14 protein-coding genes are annotated in these 21859 nt (G+C 55.5%); 10 read left to right on the top strand and 4 right to left on the bottom strand.

All coding sequences use genetic code 11. The features are described from left to right. The first annotated feature begins 5 nt into the window (after window positions 1-5). The 3 genes from IVG45_RS06430 to IVG45_RS06420 all read left to right on the top strand — a co-directional run bounded on the left by IVG45_RS06430 (window position 6) and on the right by IVG45_RS06420 (window position 8433). Window positions 6-2495 carry an EAL domain-containing protein gene (locus IVG45_RS06430; RefSeq protein WP_196437039.1) on the top strand — a complete coding sequence of 830 codons (2490 nt, stop codon included), beginning with the start codon at window positions 6-8 and terminating at the stop codon, window positions 2493-2495. Continuing rightward, window positions 2483-7813, top strand: coding sequence for a PAS domain-containing protein (locus tag IVG45_RS06425; RefSeq protein WP_196437038.1), 5331 nt, complete (start codon window positions 2483-2485; stop codon window positions 7811-7813). The genes IVG45_RS06430 and IVG45_RS06425 overlap by 13 nt, the downstream gene beginning before the upstream one ends. Window positions 7814-7992: 179 nt before the next feature. Continuing rightward, window positions 7993-8433 carry an NUDIX domain-containing protein gene (locus tag IVG45_RS06420; protein WP_196437037.1) on the top strand — a complete coding sequence of 147 codons (441 nt, stop codon included), beginning with the start codon at window positions 7993-7995 and terminating at the stop codon, window positions 8431-8433. A gap of 81 nt (window positions 8434-8514) precedes the next feature. On the opposite strand, the gene IVG45_RS06415 is transcribed toward IVG45_RS06420, so the two are convergent. Then, window positions 8515-9321 carry a response regulator gene (locus IVG45_RS06415; protein ID WP_196437036.1) on the bottom strand — a complete coding sequence of 269 codons (807 nt, stop codon included), beginning with the start codon at window positions 9319-9321 and terminating at the stop codon, window positions 8515-8517. A gap of 60 nt (window positions 9322-9381) precedes the next feature. On the opposite strand from IVG45_RS06415, the gene IVG45_RS06410 reads away from it, so the two are divergent. The 7 genes from IVG45_RS06410 to IVG45_RS06380 all read left to right on the top strand — a co-directional run bounded on the left by IVG45_RS06410 (window position 9382) and on the right by IVG45_RS06380 (window position 19344). Then, window positions 9382-9948, top strand: coding sequence for a DUF447 domain-containing protein (locus tag IVG45_RS06410; RefSeq protein ID WP_196437035.1), 567 nt, complete (start codon window positions 9382-9384; stop codon window positions 9946-9948). Beyond that, window positions 9945-10682, top strand: a complete 738-nt coding sequence (locus tag IVG45_RS06405) for a (5-formylfuran-3-yl)methyl phosphate synthase (protein WP_196437034.1) — start codon at window positions 9945-9947, stop codon at window positions 10680-10682. The genes IVG45_RS06410 and IVG45_RS06405 overlap by 4 nt, the downstream gene beginning before the upstream one ends. Window positions 10683-10692: 10 nt before the next feature. Beyond that, window positions 10693-13230, top strand: a complete 2538-nt coding sequence (locus tag IVG45_RS06400) for a bifunctional diguanylate cyclase/phosphodiesterase (protein WP_230874776.1) — start codon at window positions 10693-10695, stop codon at window positions 13228-13230. 35 nt (window positions 13231-13265) lie between these two features. Next, window positions 13266-14354 (top strand): glycine cleavage system aminomethyltransferase GcvT, encoded by a 1089-nt coding sequence (gene gcvT / locus IVG45_RS06395; protein WP_196437033.1) that lies wholly within the window; start codon window positions 13266-13268, stop codon window positions 14352-14354. A gap of 5 nt (window positions 14355-14359) precedes the next feature. Continuing rightward, window positions 14360-17257 carry an aminomethyl-transferring glycine dehydrogenase gene (gcvP, locus tag IVG45_RS06390; RefSeq protein WP_196437032.1) on the top strand — a complete coding sequence of 966 codons (2898 nt, stop codon included), beginning with the start codon at window positions 14360-14362 and terminating at the stop codon, window positions 17255-17257. Between the two features lie 184 nt (window positions 17258-17441). After that, the gene (locus tag IVG45_RS06385; RefSeq protein WP_196437031.1) at window positions 17442-17903 is read left to right on the top strand and encodes a cytochrome c; all 462 of its coding nucleotides are present in this window, start codon (window positions 17442-17444) and stop codon (window positions 17901-17903) included. Between the two features lie 13 nt (window positions 17904-17916). Next, complete coding sequence (locus IVG45_RS06380; RefSeq protein WP_196437030.1) at window positions 17917-19344, top strand: DcaP family trimeric outer membrane transporter; 1428 nt, start codon at window positions 17917-17919, stop codon at window positions 19342-19344. A gap of 111 nt (window positions 19345-19455) precedes the next feature. On the opposite strand, the gene IVG45_RS06375 is transcribed toward IVG45_RS06380, so the two are convergent. Genes IVG45_RS06375 through IVG45_RS06365 form a run of 3 tightly spaced genes read right to left on the bottom strand, consistent with a single transcriptional unit; the run spans window position 19456 to window position 21761 of the window. Next, entirely contained in the window at window positions 19456-19827 is a 372-nt protein-coding gene (locus tag IVG45_RS06375; RefSeq protein ID WP_196437029.1) for a VanZ family protein, read from the bottom strand. A gap of 34 nt (window positions 19828-19861) precedes the next feature. Then, complete coding sequence (locus IVG45_RS06370; RefSeq protein WP_196437028.1) at window positions 19862-20410, bottom strand: response regulator transcription factor; 549 nt, start codon at window positions 20408-20410, stop codon at window positions 19862-19864. Further along, a complete protein-coding gene (locus IVG45_RS06365) occupies window positions 20388-21761 on the bottom strand; it encodes an ATP-binding protein (RefSeq protein WP_196437027.1) in 1374 nt (457 codons plus the stop codon). The genes IVG45_RS06370 and IVG45_RS06365 overlap by 23 nt, the downstream gene beginning before the upstream one ends. Window positions 21762-21859: the final 98 nt, after the last annotated feature.

The following is a 21859-nucleotide window of genomic DNA, read 5'->3' as shown; positions in this document are numbered from 1 at the left end:
TAGGCATGAAGGCAAACCGGTCAGGCAACATACGGCGATGGAATCTTAAGCGATGGCGCCGTGGCAGTCTGGTCGTCGACAGCACCATCAAAATTTTCCTGGTGGGGGTCGGTCTTGCCTTATTGTTTGCATTGGCCAGCATGCGCTTTATCCGCATGCATGAAACGCAACGGATGATGGGGCATGTGGACGAACTGCTGTCCACGGTCGAGAGCGCGGTTCGCGTGGCGTGTTTTACCAGCGATGTCACTTTGGCATCCGATGTCGCGAGTGGCTTGTTGAACAACCGCCTGATCGCGGCGGTGAACATCAAATCCGGGGATCGGATATTGGCCGAACATCGCCGAACTGGGGCTATGGAGCTGGAGAACAACGTAGTGCATCGAGCGGTTTCGTCGCCGTTTGGGTCCGATGAAACCGTGGGCGAGATCGAGCTGTCGGTCGACAATGCCTTCATACAGGGGCAGGCGGTTGAATATTCCATCATGAGTTCGGTGGTGTTGATGCTGGAGGTGATCGCGTCGGCCTGGGCGGTGGCCTTGGTGATGATGCGGCGGGTAGTCGGGCCGATCCGGGCGCTTTCCGACCGTACGCATGGTATTTGCATCAGCAGCGGCGAACACGTCATCCCGCCGGAGGGTAATGCAGATAACGAGATCGGCCAGTTGGCCCATGACTTTAACCAGATCATCGACAGCATGAATAGCTTATTGGCCGCCGAGCAGACGATGCGGGAAGACATTGCCTTGAACGAACGCCGATTTCGGACCCTGGTGGAAAACACACCCGATATCATCGTCCGCTACGACAGGGATTGCCGGCGGGTATTCGTCAATCGCGCCTACTGCCGGGAAACCGGTAATCCGGTCATTCGAGTCCTGAATACAAGCCTGGACGACGCCGAAGTCTGGCTGCCCGACATGCCGAGCCGGGAATACCGGCGCCGGCTGCAACAAGTCATGGATAGCGGCGCGCCCGATTTGATTCTGCTGGAATGGACCAGACCGGATGGGCGATGGGTGAGTCACGACATGTATGTGGTGGCAGAATATGACGCCGGTGGGCAAGTGATTGGTACCCTGGCGATCGGCCGCGACGTCACCGAACGCAAGGCCGCCGAGCGGCAATTGCTGCATCAGGCCAGTTACGACAGCTTGACCGCGCTACCCAATCGGCGCTTGTTCAATCAGCGCTTGCATGAGGAAATCGCCAGGGCCGAGCGCCACCGCCAGGGCCTAGCGGTGTTTTTCATCGATCTCGACCGCTTCAAGGAAGTCAACGACACCTTGGGACATGGGGTCGGCGACCAGTTGCTGGTGGAGGCGGCGCGCCGGATCCAGGCCTGTGTCCGCGAATCCGATACCGTGGCGAGGCTGGCCGGGGACGAATTCGTGGCGATTGTCGCCGAGAACGGCGGTATCGATACATTGGAACGGATTGCCCAATCCATGGTTGCCGGCATCGGCCAACCGTTTCATTTGGGCCAATTTAACGCTTTTGTGTCGGCCAGTATCGGTATAGCCATCTATCCGCAAGATGCCGGCGATACCGAAACCCTGATCGGTTGCGCCGACCAGGCCATGTATTTTGCCAAGGAAGACGGGCGTAACAACTACCGTTTCTTTACCGGCGGCATGCTGGAACAGGCGCAGCAGCGCTTGCAATTGGCCGGCGATTTACGCGAGGCGCTAGCCCTGGGCCAGTTCGAGCTGCATTACCAACCGATTATGACAATCACCGGCGGACAAGCGGTCAAGGCCGAAGCCTTGCTGCGTTGGCGTCATCCTCGTTTGGGCATGGTACCGCCCGATCAATTTATTGCCATCGCCGAGGAAACCGGCTTGATCGAGACGATAGGCGCCTGGGTGTTTCGCGAAGCGGTGTTGCTCGCCAAACGTTGGAACGCGCTGGCGGGGCCGGACCACAGCCGCCAAATCAGTATCAACATGTCGCCCCGCCAATTCGCCAAGGGCAATGGCGACCGGATGGCCATCGATTGTTTGCGGGCTTGCGGGCTGGCCTCATCGCACATTGCCATCGAAATAACCGAGGGCCTGTTATTGGACGACGGCCGCGACATTACCGGACAACTGGAAAGGCTGCGCAATGCCGGAATCGAAATATCGCTGGATGATTTCGGCACGGGCTACTCGTCGATGGCTTATCTGAAGAAATTCAACATCGATTACCTGAAGATCGACCGATCCTTCGTGCGCGATCTGGAAACCGATCCGGGCGATAGGGCCATTGCGGAAGCGATTGTGGTGATGGCGCACCGCCTGGACCTGAAAGTGATCGCCGAAGGCGTTGAAACCGAGGCGCAGCAAGCGGTGTTGGCGGCCGTGGGTTGTGAATATGTGCAGGGTTATCTGTATGCCAGACCAATGCCGGCCGAACAGTTTATGGCCTTTGTTAGCCAATCGCCGTTCACCGATAACAGGTTGACGCGCCAACGGGCCGACGGCCTAGAAGGAGAGTGGTTATGCCAAGAGTAGACCGAGGATTTGCTCATGATTTGATCGAGCGGATGCTGGATGACCCGGCCGGGCCGGCACTATTCGCCATCGATCCGGCGCGGAATTATCGGCTGATATTTTGCAGTGCCTCGGCATCGGCATTGCTCGGTGGCTGCGAGGAAGGTTTATCCGGCAGTATCCCTGAACTGGGGCCGGACGGATTGAAAGCGTTATGGCTGGAGGTATCGGCATCCGGCATGGCAACCGTGGAAACCGAATTACGCGGCAGACGCGGCGAACGCATCGCCATTGCCTGTAGATTCAGTGTCTTGCACTTGGGCGGCGAAACGCTGATGGCGGGTTATCCGAGCGACATCAGCGAACGCCGGGCCTTGCAGGCCGAATGCCGGCGCTTGAGCGACGATATTGCCAACCGCGAGGTCGAACTGCGTTACCGGGAAATCTACGAAAACGTCGCGGACGGCATCTTTTTGTTGGATGTGGACGAGGGTGGCCGCTTCCGGCTGGCCGGCACCAATCCGGTCATCCGCGCCATGGCCGGGTTGATGCCGGCCGAGGTGCTGGGATGTTACGTCGACGACATCGTGCCGGCGGCTTCCGTGAAAATCCTGCTGGCCAATTACCGTCGCTGCCTGGAACAGGCTGGTCCCATTTGTTATTCGGTGAGCGTGGATTTTCCGGGAGGCCCGAAAACCTTCGAATCGCGCTTGATTCCGGTCCGTGACGGATGCGGCCGCATTCATCGTCTGATCGGCCTCAGCGTGGCCGTAGGCGAACCCAAGCCGATGAATTCGCGCCAGCCCCATCGCGAGCAGGAATTTCGCACCTTGGTGCAAAACATGCCCGGAGTGATGGTGCGTTACGACAGTGACGGCCGATTTGTGTTTGTTAATGCCAAATTCGAGCAATTGTTCGGCGTTCGCATGGAAGACGTGCTGGGTAAAACACCGACCCAGGTACCCAGCCTACCGGACGCGGGGTTTTTCGAGGAAAGGGTCAAACTGGCGTTGCAATACGGGCGGGCGGTCGAGTTCGAACATCCGGTTCGGATAGCGGATGGTTGCATGATCGACACCTCGATTCATATCGTACCCGAACGCGACGAAAGCGGGCGGGTGGCGTTTGTTCAGGTAGTGGCCCGCAACATCAGCGAACGAAAGGCGGCCGAAAAGCAGCTTGAGTTGTTGAATTATGCGCTAGACCATGTCAAGGAGGCGGTGGCATTGGTGGGCGAGGATTCCAGCCTGCATTACGTCAACGAAGCCTTCAGCCGCTCGCTCGGTTACAGCCGGGACGAATTACTGGCCTTGTCTGTGCCGGATTTTGACCCCGATTTTCAGGCGCAACGCTGGCCCGGCCACTGGCGTGAACTTAAGGCCAACGAAACGCTGATTTTCGAAACCCGGCATCGGGCCAAGGACGGGACGATTTCTCCGGTAGAAATCAATGCCAACTATTTCGAGTTTTACGGCAAGAGCTTCAATCTGACGCTGATACGCAATATCGCCGATCGTAAACGACTGGAGGATACCCTCGGTTTCATCGGCCGGCGCGGTTGGAAGGAGGGCGGCGAATCGTTTCTGGCCGCACTGGCGCGTTATTTGGGCCGGAACTTGGCGGTCGATTATGTGGCCGTCGACAAACTGTCCGCCGATTCGTCCCGGGCCGAGACCGTCGCCCTGTATGCCAAGGGCGAGATAGTGCCCAATCTGCAATATAGCCTGGCCGGCACCCCGTGCGCGAACGTGATGGAAGGCGGGTTATGCAGTTATCCGGCCGATGTCTGGCGCTTGTTTCCCGAAGATACCCTGCTGGTGGAGATGGGGGTCGAAAGCTATATCGGCTTGCCGCTGTGGGATTCGTTAGGCAAGGTCATCGGCTTGATCGCGCTGATGGACAGCCGGCCGATGCACGATACGGCTACGCTATCATCGACCTTGCAATTGGTGGCGGCGCGGGCGGCGGCGGAACTGGAGCGCGAACAATCGGAGCAGGCATTGGCCCGGTCCCGGCGTTTCCTGGAGCAGGTGATCGATACCATCGGCGATCCGCTAGTCGTCAAGGATAGGCAACATCGTTGGATACTGGTAAATCAGGCCTGTAGCGAACTGCTTGGGCAGTCACGGGATGCCATACTCGGTAAAACCGATGCTGACTTTTTTTCCGCCGATCAGGCGCTTGCATTTCAGCGGAGCGACGAAAGGATATTCGAAACCGGCCTGGAGAGCGTCAACCAACAGACGATCACCGACGCGAACGGTATCGAAAAAATCATCGTCACCCGAAAGGCTTGTTTTACCGATGACACCGGGTTGCCGGTCCTGGTCGGCATTTTGAAGGATATAACCGCGCTCAAGCAAACCGAACGTCATCTTCAGGAGACGCGCAACCGCCTGCTCGGGGTACTACAGACAATTCCCGATTATGTTTGGTTGAAGGATCTGAATGGGGTTTATCTGGCGTGCAATCAGGCATGTGAAAATCTGTATGGTGCCAGCGAATCCGAGATCGTCGGCAAGACAGATTACGACTTTGTCGACCGCGACTCGGCCGATTTCTTCCGGCAAAAAGACCGCGAGGCCATCGATGCCGGCCGCATCCGGATCAACGAGGAATGGGTGACGGTTGCCGGCGAGGGCAGGCGAGTGCTGCTGGAAACCCGCAAGTTACCGGTGCAGGGCGCCGACGGCACTGTCGTCGGCGTATTGGGCATAGGCCGCGACATTACCGAACGCAAGCGGGTGGAAGCCGTGCAGCGTCAGCAAGAACAGGAAATCCGTTCGTTGTTGGATAATTCACCGGACATCATCGTCCGCTACGATAAAGATTGCCGGCGTATTTACCTGAATGCCGCCCACGAAGCCTTGAGCCGCAAACCTCGGCACCAGATGCTGGGTAAGACGCCGTTGCAGGACTGGGGAGTGCCGACCGGCCGGCAACAGGCCGAGGATTTCATGAACAAACTGCGCCAGGTGTTGGAAACCGGCCGGGAAGACGAATGGGAATTGCGCTGGAACAACACCGACGGGTTGCCTGTGTGTTACGCGCTGCGCGGCGTTCCCGAATTCGGCGACAATGGCGAAGTGGTCAGCGTATTGACCCTTGCCCGTGACATTTCGGCCCGGGTTCGCGCCGAACAGGCCATGCGGGCCCGCGAACGCGAATTCCGCACGCTGGTGGAAAACCTGCCGACCTATGTGGTAAGGCTGGACCGGAAACTGCGCCGGCTTTACGTCAATCCGGCCTATGTGGCGTCGATAGGGGTTCCCGAGGAGGAATTGCTGGGGACGCATGCCGGCCAGTTCTGGCGGGCGACCAATTTGTCGGCGGGGGCTTATATCAAGATTCTGAGGGCGGTGCTGATATTGGGCGAACAGCAGGAAGTGCCGCTGGAATGGACCCACGAGGATGGCCGATTCGTCAGTCATATCGTGCGTATCGCACCGGAGTTCGGCCACGACGGCGAAGCACGGGGCTTGCTGATCTTGGGTTTTGATGTCACCGAGCGCCGGCGTCAGCAATTGTTGGAGGCCGAGCGGCAGCGGGTATTCGAACGCGTGGCGCACGGTGACGATCTCGATGGAATTTTGTGCCAGGTGGCACTGTATGTCGAAGCCTCCAGAGCCGGGCGGCGCTGTCTGATCCTGCTGCTGGACGAAGAGGGCACGTATCTGCAAAGCGCCGCCGCGCCGTCGTTTCCACCGGCCTATCGTGAAAACCTGGACCGTATTTTGTCGGGCGGCAATCACCACTGTCCCGGCTGGGGGGCGGTGGTAGCCGGAAACCAGCGCATCCTGGTGGAGGATCTGCGACAGCATGCTTGTCTGGCGACTTGCCGGACATTCATCGACGATACCGGCGTGGCCGCCTGTTGGTCGGAACCGATTTATTCCTCGGCCAACCGCTTATTGGGCGTGGTGAGCCTCTATCAAGACCGGCCCGGCGCTCCGGGGCCGGCCGATCTGGCTTTGTTGTTGCAAGCCTCGCATTTGAGCGCGATTGCGATCGAACGCAAGCGTACCGAACAACAACTCTATCGGCAGGCCAGCTACGATGCGCTGACCGGTTTACCCAACCGCCGCCTGTTCGCCGATCGGCTGCACGATGAAATCGCCAGGGCCGAACGTAGCGGCTATAGTCTGGCTCTGCTGTTTATTGACCTGGATCGCTTCAAGGAAGTCAACGATAGTTTGGGGCACGCAATTGGCGACCGTCTGCTGGCGGAAGCGGCCCAACGCATACGCGAGCGGGTGCGCGAATCCGATACGGTGGCGCGATTGGCCGGCGACGAATTCGTGGTGATTTTACCCGAAGCCGGCGACGACGATACCTTGGAACGGATCGCGCACTGCTTGGTAAGCGCGATGTCCGAGTCCTTCCATTTCGGCGGACAGGCCGCGTTTGTGTCCGCCAGTATCGGTATTGCCTTTTATCCTGGCGACGCCGTGCATGCCGAAGCCCTGATTAGTTGCGCCGACCAGGCCATGTACGCAGCCAAGGCTAGCGGCCGCAACGGCTTCAGCTTTTTTACGCGCGGCATGCTGGAACACGTCCAGCACCGGCTGCAATTGGCCGCTGACCTGCGCGATGCGCTGGACAAGGGCCAGCTCGAACTGCATTTTCAGCCGATAGTCGATATTTCCAGTGGCAAGGTGCTGAAGGCCGAAGCCTTGCTACGCTGGCGGCATCCCGAGCTAGGCATGGTGCCGCCCGATCATTTCATTCCGATCGCGGAGGAAATCGATTTGATTCAGGACATCGGTGCCTGGGTATTTTATCGGGCCGCCGAAACGGCGCTACGCTGGAATCGGTTATGCTCGGACGGTGTATTGAGACAGATCAGCGTCAACGTTTCGCCGCGCCAATTCGTACGCGGCAACCCGGATATCGTTTGTCTCTACTATATCCACTCGATCGGTCTGAATCCGGCGGCGATTGTGATAGAAATTACCGAAGGCTTGCTGCTCGACGATCAGACCGACGTGATGAATAAGTTGCGCAGTTTTCAGAACGCCGGCATGCAACTGGCGCTGGATGATTTCGGCACCGGCTATTCGGCGATGGCCTATCTGAAGAAATTCAATATCGATTACCTGAAGATCGACAAATCGTTTATCCGCGACCTGGAAAGCGATCCCGGCGACCGGGCCATAGCCGAAGCGATTGTGGTGATGGGGCATCGGCTAGGCCTAAAGGTGATAGCCGAAGGCGTGGAAACCTTGGGGCAACGCGATTTGCTGGCGGCGGTGGGGTGCGAATACGTACAGGGTTATTTATATGCCAAGCCGATGGAGGCGGATATGTTTTTTGCGGTTGTCGGCAATGGGATGGCTTAGAATTTAAACCAAGCAGGTTGATCGGCTTGACTTGTGCTCTTGGGTCTCCTTGCCGCTATTTCTGGTCGAATGAATTCGGCCCTACGGCAGGAAAAATTACAAATACCCGACCCATTACTGGTGTAAATTCGGACAACCTTCTAAAATCAGCCGCTTTAGTCATTTTCTCGAGACACAGCATGGCCAAACCCGTTACACCGCTACTCGCCGCCGATATTTTGATCGAATTGATCGACCATCCGCAACGGCCGTTTGTGTTGATCGAGCGCGCGTTTCCGCCCTATGGCTGGGCAGTGCCCGGCGGCTTTGTCGATGTCGGTGAAACCGTGGAGCATGCGGCGGTACGCGAAGCCAAGGAAGAAACCGGGCTGGAAGTTACGCTGACCGCCTTGCTCGGGCTATACTCCAACCCCAAGCGCGACCCACGCAATCACACGGTTACGGCCGTCTATGTCGGACAAGCCCACGGTACGCCGTTGGCCGCCGACGACGCCAAAAACTGCGGCTTATTTAGTTTTGATAACTTGCCGGAACAACTGGCTTTCGATCATGCCCAGGTGTTGGCCGATTACCGGCATTACCTCTCCACCGGTAAAGTCACGCCGCTACGGCTTGAGTGAGTCTTTTAGCCCGCACATTTTTCGGTTGGGGCGGAGAGATTCAAAAAGCAAAATCCAAAACGATGACGGCGTTTGGCTAAATCAATCGTCGTCCAGCACCCGAAACAACATTTCCTTCACGGTCTGCGGGTCGAACGGTTTGTCGCAAATGCCGGACACGCCGGCCTTGTAGACATTGCTGAGTCGGGTTTGATTGTCTTCGCTGGTGACCATCAGAATCGGGATGATGGCGTTGCCCAAATCCCGCCGGATGTATTGGATCAAGGCTTGGCCGTCCATTACCGGCATATTCAAGTCGGTGACGATCAGGTCGAATTCGTCCTGGGATTGGACAAAAATCTCCGCGCCCTGCTTGCCGTCGGCCGCCTGGGTAATCTTGACGATACCCATGTTGTTCAATACCCGGCAAATATGCTTTCGGGCCAAAACGCTATCGTCGACCACCAGCACTCTGATATTCTCGACATCGTAATGAGCCAGATCGATTTCTTGCGGATCGATGAATTCTATGGTCGCCCGCAAGGCGTTTTTCAAGTCCTTATGCGCATAGGGTTTGGGTAGAATAGCCACCACGCCGGCCTGGCGGACCGCATCGAGTATCCGGAAACTGGATTCGCTGGAAACCAGCATGAAGGGAATCTGGCTTAGGGTCTCGTCATGTTTGATTTGTTCCAGCAGTTCGACAGCCGTCATATCCGGCAAATACAGGCTGCTGATGATCAGATCCGGACGATGGGTGCGCAAGGAGGCCAAGGCTTCACTGCCGCTGGCAACACCTTCGATATGGGTGATGCCTTCGCTATGCAAGTGTTGCATGATGACTTTCAGTTGAGTGATGGACGGCTCGATCAACAGAATAGCCAAATCGTGGATGTTTACGGAGTGCATGTGATGTTATTCTGGTAGATATTGATAGAAGATGAACAATAGGGATTGACCTTTTTAACAATGATACAAGAAACCATAGTAACCACTCTCAGCGCGGCCGGCATCGTCCATATTGCGCCGATGGGCGTGCATGTCGATGGCGTGGACTTTAGCATTTTGCCATTCAAGCCTTCCACTACCTTAAACAATTTACTGGAAACCGGTGCCGCTGTCGTCAATTGTTGTGACGATGTGCGAATATTCGCCGGTTGTCTGACCGGACGGCGCGACTGGGCTTTAAAATCGGCCGAGCGGATCAAGGGTTTTTATCTGGCCGCCAGTTTGGCGCATACCGAGCTGAAGCTGCAGTGTGTGGAAGACGACGAGCTGAGGCCCAGATTGATTTGCAAGGCCGTGCATACGGTTAATCATAGCCCGTTTCAAGGTTTTAACCGCGCTCAGTTCGCGGTACTGGAAGCGGCGATTTTAATCAGCCGTCTGGATAGATTGCCCTGGGACAAGATTCAATCCGAACTGGATTATCTCGGTATCGGCCTGAATAAGTGCGCCGGCGACAGGGAGCTTGAAGCCTGGGCTTGGTTGATGGAGGTTATCGAACAACGGCGTCCGGGAATCAGATTGTTATGAGTAAAATGTTAGCCAGCGTCAATAGCCTGGAAGAAGCCTTGTTGGTCGAGTCGTTTAAGGTGGATGTGATCGATCTGAAACAACCTGCGCAAGGTGCCTTGGGAGCCTTGGAGGTAAAACAAGTGTCCGAGATCGTAGCCGGCCTTAATCCGGACAGCGTGATCAGCGCCACGATAGGCGATTTACCGATGCAGCCCGATTTGGTGTTTCAGGCCGCCGAGGCCATGGCGGCCACCGGGGTCGATTACGTCAAGATCGGCTTTTTTCCGGGCGGCGATTGGCCGGGTTGCATCGCCGGGTTAGCCGAATTGGCGGCGCGGAGGCATGCCTTGATCGCGGTGTTGTTTGCCGATACCCTGCCGGACTTGACGATTATCGAGGCGCTGGATCAAGCCGGTTTTCGCGGCGTAATGCTCGATACCATGGACAAACAAAAAGGATCTTTAATGCAATTGATGAACGTAAAGCAACTGGAGGAATTTGTCCGGATGGCTAAATCCCTCGGCTTGTTGGCCGGCTTGGCCGGATCGCTGAGACAGGACGACATCGGGGGGTTGCTGCCGCTTGGGCCGGATTATTTGGGGTTTCGCGGCGCATTATGCCAACAACATTGCCGTACCTCGCGGCTGGATGTTGGCCAGCTCAGCCGAATCAGACGGTTACTGGGCGGCGTTAAAGCCTATGATCAAGGCAATAGCCTAGCCGCTATCGCCGAGCCACTGACTTGCCCATAAGCGATTGGCCATGTTCCGTTACCAGACTGGCGGCATAGGCTTAAGTTCGGTTATCAAGTTGCTGCTGTTGTTGTTTTTGTTACAGCTAGGCAGCGCATTGTCACCGTCGCTCCATGGCTGGCAAGGCTTGCTAAATTACCTGCCCTTGCACACCGCGATGGAAGTTGGCGCCATCGTCATTTCGGCGCTGGTGTTTGCGGTCGGCTGGAGTGTCTATCAAAAGGAAGGCTCCGGCAATTTGATGTTGCTGGCCTGTTGTTTTCTGGGTGTGGCGCTACTCGATTTTATGCACACCCTGTCCTACGCCGGCATGCCGGATTGGGTTACCGCCAGCGGGCCGGAAAAGGCCATCGATTTTTGGTTGGCGGCCCGCGCTCTTGCCGCGCTGGCCCTGTTCAGCGTCGCCTTTTTGCCGGATCGATTGTTAACAAAACGGCAAAGCCGTTGGTGGATGTTGATCAGCGTTCTGGTCGTGGTGGGACTAATCAACTGGATTGTGTTATGGCATCAGAACTGGCTTCCGCGAACCTTCCTGGAAGGGCGGGGCCTGACACCTTTCAAGAAAAACGCCGAATATCTGCTGTTTACGGCTTATGCCGTGATGCCCGTCCGCCTGTTCCGGAAAACACGCGATCCCAAGGTTTACGACGGGGTCTGTTTGTTCGGCGCTTCGGCGACGATGGCGATGAGCGAGGTATTTTTTACCCTGTATGCCGATGTCGCCGATATATACAACCTACTCGGGCACATCTATAAAGTCATTGCCTACGGAATGATTTACCGCTCGGTGTTCATCAACAGCGTCGAGCTTCCCTATCAACGGCTCTATCAGGTTAATCGAGCCTTGCGGGCGAGCGAGGCCAAGTTTCAAGCGATTATTAACGAGTCGCCGATAGCCTATCTACTGTACGATGACCAACAGCGCATCAGTTTTTTGAACCCAGCCTTTATCAATACCTTCGGCTTTACCATGGCCGATTTGCCGAACTGGTCCGATTGGTGGTTAAAAGCCTTCCCCGACCCGGAGTACCGCCAAGCTTGCCTATCTCATTGGCGCCGGCATTTGCAGCGTGTCGGACAAAACAAACTCTCCCTGGCGCCGATGGAGTTGGATGTGTGCGGCAAGGATGGCCGCAAACACACGATATTGATCAATATCGCCTTTCTCGGCGATGCATTCGCCAGCCAGCAGGTCATTCTGTTACAGGATATTACCGAGCGGGTCGAAACCATGCAGTTGATTTGGCGGCAATCCTACCTTGATCCATTGACCGAACTGCCCAACCGCAACCAGTTTCTGGATAAATTGGCGCAGGCAATGAACCAGGCCCGAAAACTGGACCAGCGCTTGGCTTTGCTGTTTATCGATCTGGACAGGTTTAAGGATGTCAACGACGCCCTCGGGCATGTTAGCGGTGATATATTGCTCAGAGAGGCTGGTAAGCGTTTGCGGGAGGCTGTTGGCGACAGTCAGCCTAGCCCGGCCCGTCTGGGCGGCGATGAATTCACCGTGATCATCGGCGACCTGGAAAACCATCCTGGTGTCGACGCGATAGCCCAAGCCATTCTGCAAAGTTTGGCCCGACCTTTTGACCTCGGCGACGAAACCGTTTATTTGTCGGCCAGTATCGGCATCGCTTTTTATCCGGACGATGCCGACAAAAGCGCGGAATTATTGAAAAAAGCCGATCAGGCCATGTTCGAGGCCAAGAAGCAGGGGCGTGATCGTTACAGTTTTTTCACCCCGGAAATGCAGCGGATCGCCCAAAACCGGATGCGTTTGCTGAACGAACTACATGGTGCGCTGGCAAAGCAGCAGTTTATGGTGTATTACCAGCCTATCGTGGAATTTCCGTCGGGCAAGATCTGCAAGGCCGAAGCCTTGCTGCGCTGGCGGCACCCTGATTTGGGCATGATCAGTCCGGCCGAATTCATTCCGTTGGCGGAAGAAACCGGCATGATCGTCGATATCGGCGAGTGGGTATTCAATACGGCCGCGCAACAAGTCAAACTTTGGCGCCAACAGTATCACCCGCAATTTCAAGTCAGCATCAACAAATCCCCGGTACAATTTCGCAACGAACGTTACGACCGGGAACATTGGCCCAGGCAATTGCGGCAGTTCGATTTGCCGGGGCAGAGTATCGTCATCGAAATTACCGAGGGCTTGTTGCTGGAAGCCGGGAGTCTGATCAACGAGCAACTGCTGACGTTCCGCAATGCCGGCATGCAAGTCGCGTTGGATGATTTCGGTACCGGGTATTCGTCGCTGGCTTATCTGAAAAAGTTCGATATCGATTACTTGAAAATCGATCAGGCCTTCGTCCGCCATTTAAGCGCCGAATCCAGCGATATGGCATTATGCGAAGCGATTATCGTGATGGCGCATAAACTGGGGATTAAAGTGGTCGCGGAGGGGATAGAAACCGCCGAACAATTCGATTTGTTGATCAATGCCGGCTGCGATTTCGGCCAAGGTTATTTGTTTTCAAGACCGGTGCCGGCCGACGAATTCGATGCATTGCTAAGCCAGCTTGATACTCTCTGATGACTCACCGCTAACCACTTTGCCGGAGATAAGCCGTGTCGGAACTGAAACAAACAGCCTTGCATGATTTACATCTCCAACTCGGCGCCAAAATGACCGCCTTCGCCGGTTACGCCATGCCGGTACACTATCCAAAAGGCATCATTCACGAGCATCTGCATTGCCGCGCCCAGGCCGGGTTTTTCGATATTTCCCACATGGGACAGTGCCGGATTTTGGGCGATAAGGCTGCGGCCGAACTGGAAAGGCTGACTCCCGGCGGCATTCTCGATCTGGCGGTCGGCGCCCAAAAATACACGGTTTTGACCAATCCGGAAGGCGGTGTCATCGACGATATTATCGTTACCCGCCTCGATGCCGGGGTCGGCATCATCGCCAATGCCGGTTGCAAGGATAAGGATTTTGCCTATCTTAGGCAGCAACTATCGGCCGAATGCCGGTTTGAAGAGCTTGCCGATCAGGCGTTACTTGCATTGCAGGGGCCGGGATCAGCGGCGGTGATGGCAAAATTCTGTGCCGATGCGCCCGGTTTACGCTTCATGCAGGCTTGCTCGTCAACCATGAATGGCGTTGCCTGTAGTGTGAGCCGTAGCGGCTATACCGGCGAAGACGGATTCGAGCTTTCCGTGGCGCAATCCGATGTCGAGCAAGTCGCGCGCTGGTTATTGGCGGAGCAGGGCGTGGAACCGATTGGTCTGGGCGCGCGCGATACCTTACGACTGGAAGCCGGACTTTGTTTGTACGGCCATGAACTGAACGAATCCATCACGCCCGGCGAAGCCGGCTTGCAATGGCTGTTTAAAACCGGCCATGCCGATTTTCCCGGTGCCGATAAAATTTTACCGCAATTACGGCAAGGCCCAGGACTCGTTCGAGTCGGATTGCTGGTCAACGGCAGAATTCCGGTCAGGGAAGGCTGCACTATCTGCGATGCCCACAATAATCCGGTCGGCTATGTCACCAGCGGCGGTTTTTCCCCCAGTTTGAACCGGCCGGTGGCCATGGCCTTGGTCCAGCGCGAATTTGCCGGGATCGGCGCCGAGTTATCCGCGACCGTTCGCGACCAGCGGATTACACTCGGCGTCAGTCATTTACCCTTCGTCCCTCATCGTTACCGCAGGTAATTGCCATGGCCTCGAATCGTCCCCGTCTTGAACAATTGGAAATGCGCGGCAGTTTTATTCCGCGCCATATCGGTCCCGATCCGCGGCAAATTCAGGCCATGTTGGCCGAGTTGGGGTTGAGCCAGCTGGAGGATTTAGTCGAAAAAGTCATCCCGGCCAATATCTTGAATCACGAACCGCTGAAACTGACCGAAACCATCAGCGAACGGGCGGTGATCAAATACCTGCGCAATATGCGCGAACGCAACAAGGTACTGGTATCCATGATAGGCATGGGCTATTACGACACCATCATGCCGGCGGTAATCAAACGCAATGTGCTGGAAAATCCTGGCTGGTACACCGCTTATACCCCGTATCAGGCCGAAGTCAGCCAAGGCCGGCTGGAAGCCTTGTTGAATTTCCAGCAAATGATCATCGATCTAACCGGCATGGAACTGGCCAATGCCTCGTTGTTGGACGAAGCCACCGCTGCCGCGGAAGCGATGACCATGTCGCGTAGGCTGGCCAAAAGCAGCTCGAATACCGTGTTGATAGATCAGGATTGCCATCCGCAGACGATCGCGGTGGTGAAAACCCGCGCGGCTTCGCTGGGCTATCGGGTATTGGAAATTAATCCGTATGCCGGGCTGGAGCAATACGATTTTTTTGGTTTGATTCTGCAATATCCGGGCTCTCAAGGCGAAATTCGTGATTTGACCGCTACGGTCGCTAGCGCCCATCGTAAACAGGCGCTGGTGACGGTGGCCGCCGATCTGTTGAGTCTGGTATTGTTGAAACCGCCGGCGGCTTTCGACGCCGATATTGCGATAGGCAGCGCCCAGCGTTTCGGCGTGCCGATGGGCTACGGCGGCCCGCATGCGGCGTTTTTCGCTACTCGCGAGGCTTTCGTCCGGGCCATGCCGGGCAGGTTGATCGGCGTATCGAAAGATAGCCACGGCCAGGCCGCGCTACGGATGGCCCTGCAAACCCGCGAACAACATATTCGCCGCGACAAGGCTACCAGTAATATTTGCACCTCGCAGGTATTGTTGGCGGTGATCGCCGGTTTTTACGCGGTATATCACGGCGCCGACGGCTTGCGCATGATCGCCGGGCGGGTTCATCGCTATGCGCGGATTCTGGCGGCCGGCATTAGTCATTACGGCCATGAGGTGCTCGGCCACTGCTATTTTGACACCTTGCTGGTCAGGATGCCGAATCGGGCCAGGCGGGTAGCGGCTAGGGCGGAAGAGGCCGGCATCAATTTGCGGATTATCGATGCCGATCATATCGGAATTTCGCTGGACGAAACCACTACCCGCAACGACATCAGAGCCTTATGGCAGGTGTTTTCCTCGCCCGGCCACGAAATGCCGGACATCAATGCGCTGGATAAAATCGTCACCGAATGCATACCGGATGCTTTACTGCGCGACGATGCCATTCTGCAACATCCGGTATTCAGCCGCTACCATTCCGAAACCGAAATGATGCGCTACATGCGCAAGTTGGCCCGGCGCGACATAGCGCTGGACCGAGCCATGATCCCGCTGGGTTCCTGTACGATGAAACTGAACGCCGCCACCGAGATGCAGGCGATTTCCTTTTACGAATTCAACGCGATGCATCCCTTTGTGCCGCTGCATCAGGCCCAGGGTTATCAGCAATTGTTCGCCGAATTGGAAGACATGCTGTGTGATTTGACCGGTTTCGACGCCTTTTCCCTGCAACCTAACGCCGGCTCGCAAGGCGAATACACCGGCTTGCTGGTGATACGCAAATTCCATCAGGTCAACGGCCAGGATCAGCGCGATATTTGCCTGATCCCAGCCTCCGCGCATGGTACCAATCCGGCCAGTGCGGCGTTGGCCGGGCTGAAAGTCGTGGTGGTGGCCTGCGACGAGCAAGGCAATATCAGCGTCGACGATTTGCGCGCCAAGGCTTTGCAACATCAAGACACGCTGGCGGCCTTGATGATTACTTATCCATCCACTCACGGCGTTTATGAACAAGCCTTCCGCCAGATTTGCGACATTGTCCATCAACATGGTGGACAGGTGTACATGGATGGTGCCAATTTCAACGCCCTAGTGGGACTTTGTAGGCCAGGCAGGATCGGCGCCGATGTCGCGCATCTAAATTTGCATAAGACTTTTTGCATTCCGCACGGCGGCGGCGGTCCCGGCGTCGGGCCGATTGGCGTCGGTGCGCATCTGGCGCCGTTTCTGCCGGACCATCCGCTGGTGGAGGGCGTCAATCCGGCCAAGGGCCAATATGGCACGGTCGGTACCGTGTCGGCGGCACCGTGGGGCTCGGCCAGTATTTTGACCATTTCCTGGGCATACATCGCGATGATGGGCGCAACCGGTCTACGGCGGGCCACGCTGGCGGCGATCATGAACGCCAATTACATCGCCCGCCGCTTGGCGCCGCATTATCCGATTCTTTACACGGACGCCAATGGCTGGGTAGCACACGAGTGTATCATCGATTGCCACGCCTTCAAGAAAAGCGCCAATGTGACGGTCGAGGACATCGCCAAGCGTTTGATCGATTACGGCTTTCACGCGCCGACCGTGTCGTTTCCGGTGGCCGATACCTTGATGATAGAACCCACCGAAAGCGAGAGTAAAACCGAAATCGACCGCTTCTGCGAGGCGATGATCTCGATACGGCGCGAAATTCAAGAGATCGAGGAAGGCCTGGCAGCCATCGATAATAACGTGCTGCACCATGCTCCGCATACCCACCGTTTGCTGTTGGAGGAATGGCGCTTGCCGTATTCCAAACAAAAAGCCTTTTTCCCCGATAGCGACCAGCACGACGACAAATACTGGCCGCCGGTCGGACGCATCGACAATGTCCACGGCGATCGCCATCTGATGTGCGGTTGCCCCGCCGACTGGACCGAGTCTTTGTAATCTTGCCGGATGCTGGATCCGTTTTTGAGTCGGAGGGGTTATCCGGCCATTTCGTGCGCTAGATCAGCAAAACCCGGCAAATTTTCGGGTTAATACTAAACTGTTTGTATGCGGCGGACGGGCTAATCCGGCCATGTCCGCCTCGAATCATCCGCTCCGTTCCAACCACTACTCGATATTATTTATGAAAAAACTCATTGCGTTAATGCTAACTTGTGGTTTGTTAAGCGCTTGTTCATCAGGGCCGCAACAGGATGAGCATTCGGCTGCCGCTAGCGATCCGGCCTTGCATGCGGTACAAGATCGGGAGCTGCGCGATTTGATGGATAGGATGAACAGCCTGATGATGGAACGCTTCATGACGGAACACGAAATGGACATCGAACGCCGAAAATATGCGCGGCAAATCATTGAAACCTCGCAAATTCTGGCGACTACCGCCCAATCGCTGGTTAACAAATTGCCCGGTCTAGGTTTGAGTCCGGATGAACAAAGTGCCTTTGAGAATTTGGCGCGGAAGCTTGGACAACACGCGCACAACCTACAGACGCAGGCGGAAAATCGTGCCTTCAATAGTATTTCTAGTACGCTCCACGAAATGAAGTCGACCTGCATGGCCTGCCATACCTTGTTTCGCAAACTTTGAAGGGGACTGAGTGATGTTGCCAAGATTATTGCTTCTGCTGCTGTCTCCCTTGTTAGTGGCATTGCCGGTCAATAGTCATGCCGAAGACGATCTGCGCGAGCTGATCATGCAGCTCACCAGCGAAATCAAGGAATTGAAAACGCAGGTTTCGCAATCCAATGCACGCATCGATGATTTGGAACAAAAGCTGAAAAAATCCAATGAAGACAAACTAGCCGCCACGGCTTCGCCAGCTGCTCAAACCCAGGCTCAAGCCGGTGCTCCATCGGCGAGTCAGCCGCCGGCAAGCGCCAGCCCTGCTCAAGGCGGCAAGCCCGTGGTCACCGCCGGCGATGTTAGTGGCAGTATTAAAATTCCCGGCACCGATACTTCCATCGGTATCGGCGGTTTTGTCAAACTCGATGCCTTGTTCAGCAGTACCGGAATGGGGCAGGATACGCGCGGCAACCAGCGCCTGGAGGTGGCTGAAATTCCGGTCGGACCTATCGCGGAGGGTAACGACGATCAGATCAGTCTGCACGCCAAGGAAAGCCGGTTTTGGTTTAAATCTTTTACCCCGACTCGATGGGGCGACATTAATACCTATCTGGAGACGGATTTTTACGGCGATCCGAGGTTAGACACCTATACACCAAGGCTTCGGCATGCCTATGGTTCGCTGGGTAATTTTTTGGCCGGCCAAACCTGGAGCACTTTTGTCAACAATCTGGCTTTTGCGGATACATTGGATAACAACAATACGGTGGGAGGATTATTATCCTTGCGCCAGCCGCTAATACGTTGGACTCAGCCGTTTTCGGTCGGAAAGCTGCCGATGGAATGGCAGGTGGCTGTAGAATCGCCGCGGACCAGGGTATGGGATAGCCGCACCAATAGCATGACCACGGTCAATACCAATCACTATCCGGACTTGATCGCGCGGGTTAATTTTAATCCTAACTGGGGCAATATCTCCGTGGCGGCCTTGGGCCGGCAATTGCAATATACGCCCACGGCACTGAATGAGGAAAAAACGGTATGGGGCGGGGCAGTCAGTGTCGCCGGCAAGATCAGTACCATCGGTGCCGATAATATCCGCTTCATGCTCAATTACGGTGATGGCCTGGGACGGTATGCGGTCAATAATTTCTTTGCGGATGCCGTCGCCGATAACACCGGCAGGTTTGATACCATCACCGCCTACGGCGGCATGCTGGCCTATCAGCATTGGTGGAATAAAGCCTGGCGCTCGACTCTGGCTTATGGCTTTGCTCGGGCCGACCAACCCAATTATGCTGGCGCCGCTAATCAGCAAACCCAGTCGTTACACGCCAATTTATTGTGGAGTCCGATCTCGCAGACCACGATAGGACTGGAGTACATCTATGCCAACCGCGAGCTGGTTAATGGGCAAGATGGCGAATTACAGCGGGTGCAATTTTCGACCCGGTTTAATTTTTAATAGTGTTACGCATCCGTTGACTCGATCAGGGGATTTAGGCATATATGTCATATGCTTGGGCTGGATTCGCCTCGCTCGATCCAGCCCTATTCCAGGTATGACGGTATCGGTTTACGCATTCCGATAGCGATGTTTTAGGTTGAATTTCAACAAAAACGTCAGCGCCATCGCCGCGCCCACGCTATCGGCCAGCCAATCCCAAACGCTGCTGTTGCGTCCGGGCACAAAGGCCTGATGCCATTCATCGGATATACCGTAAATACTGCAAAATAAAAAGCTCATTAGCGCCAGTGACGAGCCTGTCGGACCGGAATGTCTTAGGGCGCGCCAGCTGAACACAGCCATCACAAAGTAAGCCCCGGCATGCTGTACTTTATCCTGAAATTCAAAAGCCATCGGCATCGGCAATGATTGTTGAGCCGATAGCCAAAAAATCAGAGCGCAATAGGCGGTCAAAACCGACCAATCTAATAATTTCCACATGGAGTAATACCTGATGTTTGTTGCGAAGATAGCGTCATTCTCTAACCGGACGCTTTTCCAGTTTTCTTTGTAGGGTGCGTCTATGCATGTTCAGCGCGCGCGCTGCCGCGGAAATATTGCCGTCATGCTGCATCAGCACTTTTTGCAGATGTTCCCACTCCAGACGTTTGACCGAAAGCGGATTGTCGCTGATGGCAACCGTGGCATCGCCTTCGTTTTTGTAGAGGGCTCTGACAATTTCATCAGGACTGGCCGGTTTGGTCAGATAGTGGATTGCTCCAAGCTTGATCGCTTCCACCGCGGTTGCAATGCTGGCGAAGCCGGTCAACATGACGATTTGAGTGTTGCTATCCAGTGAAATCAGCTTCTTGACCATTTCCAGGCCGGAATCGTAGCCAATTCGTAAATCGATCACCGCATATTCGGGTTCGGTTTGCTCGGCCAATTGCATGGCTTCGGTAACGTCGTTGGCGGTGGTGACCTGGAAGTTACGTTTTTCCAGGGCCGGCTTTAGAACGGAGCAAAATGTGACATCATCATCGACCAATAGCAAATTGGGTTTATCCGTGGAAACTTCTGTCATGCACACTCTCCTTAGTTAATAATGGCAAACTGATTTCGACACAGGCGCCGCCTGATTCAAGATTGTTGAAGCTTATTGTACCCCCCAAGCGTTTGATGGTGGTATAGGTTAGGAAAAGTCCAACCCCCATTCCCTGTTTATTGCTTTTAACCGGCTGTTGGCCGGCGAAATCGATTAGTCCGGCTGGTAGTCCCGGGCCGAAATCGCGGATTTTGAGTGTCAGATCGGCACTGGTCCAATCGGCATGAAATTCTATGCCGGCATCGCCGATAGTGGCTTCGGCGGCATTATTCAGGATATTGATCAAGGAGTGGGTCAGGGTGCGCTCGGCAATAATTTCGGCTTGCATGTCGACCGTGCCGGAAATGAATAGATTCAGTTTGGTCGAGGCTTTGTGGGTGCGCCACTGTTTCAGCAGGTCATCGATATAATCGCAGACCAGCATGACTTTGCCGGACTCCGCGCGCATTTCGCCGGCCGATGCCGACATCACCGACAAGGCCTGTTTACAGCGATTGAGTTGCTGCTGCAGGATCACCAATTTTTGATTCAATTCCGGAAAACGATGTTCCGGGAAGTCCTCCGCCAGTTCATGGGCCAGAATCGCGATAGTCCCCAACGGCGTACCCATGTCATGCGCCGCGCTGGCCGCCAGGGTGCCCAGCGATACCACGCGGTCGTCGCGCAGGGCGCTTTCCCTGGCCTCGGCCAGACTGCGTTCGCTATCTTTCAGGGTTTTGGCCAGCGCGATGATAAAAAACGCCACCAGTCCGGCGCTGAAGACAAAACCAAACCACATGCCGAACACATGCAGATTGAAATAACGCCTGTCTTCCAGTAATTGCATGCGCAAACTCATTTCCGGGGTCAGATTGCTCATGCTGTGATGTTCGGCGTGCGGGGCCAGTGCCGGCAAGGGTACGTTATACGCGATCAGGACGGTGTAGACGCAGGAGGTGATGATAACCATGTTCCAAGCGTAGGATTGCGGCAGCATGATGGCCGTGATGATTAACGGCAATAAAAATACCCAGATGATGGGGTTGGACGCACCGCCGGTCAGATATAACAAATAGGCCAGCGCTAAAACGTCCATGCAGATTTGGGAAAAAATCTCATGTTCGGTGACCGGTTCCGGCGTTCGCAATCGCAGCCAGGTATAAAGGTTGAGCATCGAAATGGCGAAAATGGCCAGCCATAACTGGTTCATCGGCAATTCGATTCCCAGGCCGTGTACCGCCAGGAATACGGTGACCACCACCCCGAACAGCATCAAATTTCTGAGGATATACAGCCAGTTCAGGTTTTCGCGGATCGAAATTTCGGCTTTGGGCAGGATGTGTGAAAGCATGGCGAATCGGCGGTGGAATAAATCGGCTTATGTTAACGCCGTTTGCCTAGCTTAAGCTAAAAATTACGACGGAGGGGGCGATTCAAACTGCTGTGCGT

It is taken from the genome of Methylomonas sp. LL1 (assembly GCF_015711015.1).
Taxonomy (GTDB): domain Bacteria; phylum Pseudomonadota; class Gammaproteobacteria; order Methylococcales; family Methylomonadaceae; genus Methylomonas.
This window is presented reverse-complemented; position numbering and strand designations above follow the sequence as displayed.

What these genes read in the sequence shown, in the direction of transcription:
- IVG45_RS06405 (WP_196437034.1), top strand. Translation starts at nt 9,945, where the DNA reads ATGAGTAAAATGTTAGCCAGCGTCAATAGCCTGGAAGAAGCCTTGTTG.
- IVG45_RS06410 (WP_196437035.1), top strand. Translation starts at nt 9,382, where the DNA reads ATGATACAAGAAACCATAGTAACCACTCTCAGCGCGGCCGGCATCGTC.
- IVG45_RS06425 (WP_196437038.1), top strand. Translation starts at nt 2,483, where the DNA reads ATGCCAAGAGTAGACCGAGGATTTGCTCATGATTTGATCGAGCGGATG.
- IVG45_RS06415 (WP_196437036.1), bottom strand. Translation starts at nt 9,321, where the DNA reads ATGCACTCCGTAAACATCCACGATTTGGCTATTCTGTTGATCGAGCCG.
- IVG45_RS06420 (WP_196437037.1), top strand. Translation starts at nt 7,993, where the DNA reads ATGGCCAAACCCGTTACACCGCTACTCGCCGCCGATATTTTGATCGAA.
- IVG45_RS06370 (WP_196437028.1), bottom strand. Translation starts at nt 20,410, where the DNA reads ATGACAGAAGTTTCCACGGATAAACCCAATTTGCTATTGGTCGATGAT.
- IVG45_RS06430 (WP_196437039.1), top strand. Translation starts at nt 6, where the DNA reads ATGAAGGCAAACCGGTCAGGCAACATACGGCGATGGAATCTTAAGCGA.
- IVG45_RS06400 (WP_230874776.1), top strand. Translation starts at nt 10,693, where the DNA reads ATGTTCCGTTACCAGACTGGCGGCATAGGCTTAAGTTCGGTTATCAAG.
- IVG45_RS06375 (WP_196437029.1), bottom strand. Translation starts at nt 19,827, where the DNA reads ATGTGGAAATTATTAGATTGGTCGGTTTTGACCGCCTATTGCGCTCTG.
- IVG45_RS06385 (WP_196437031.1), top strand. Translation starts at nt 17,442, where the DNA reads ATGAAAAAACTCATTGCGTTAATGCTAACTTGTGGTTTGTTAAGCGCT.
- IVG45_RS06380 (WP_196437030.1), top strand. Translation starts at nt 17,917, where the DNA reads ATGTTGCCAAGATTATTGCTTCTGCTGCTGTCTCCCTTGTTAGTGGCA.
- IVG45_RS06365 (WP_196437027.1), bottom strand. Translation starts at nt 21,761, where the DNA reads ATGCTTTCACACATCCTGCCCAAAGCCGAAATTTCGATCCGCGAAAAC.
- gcvP (WP_196437032.1), top strand. Translation starts at nt 14,360, where the DNA reads ATGGCCTCGAATCGTCCCCGTCTTGAACAATTGGAAATGCGCGGCAGT.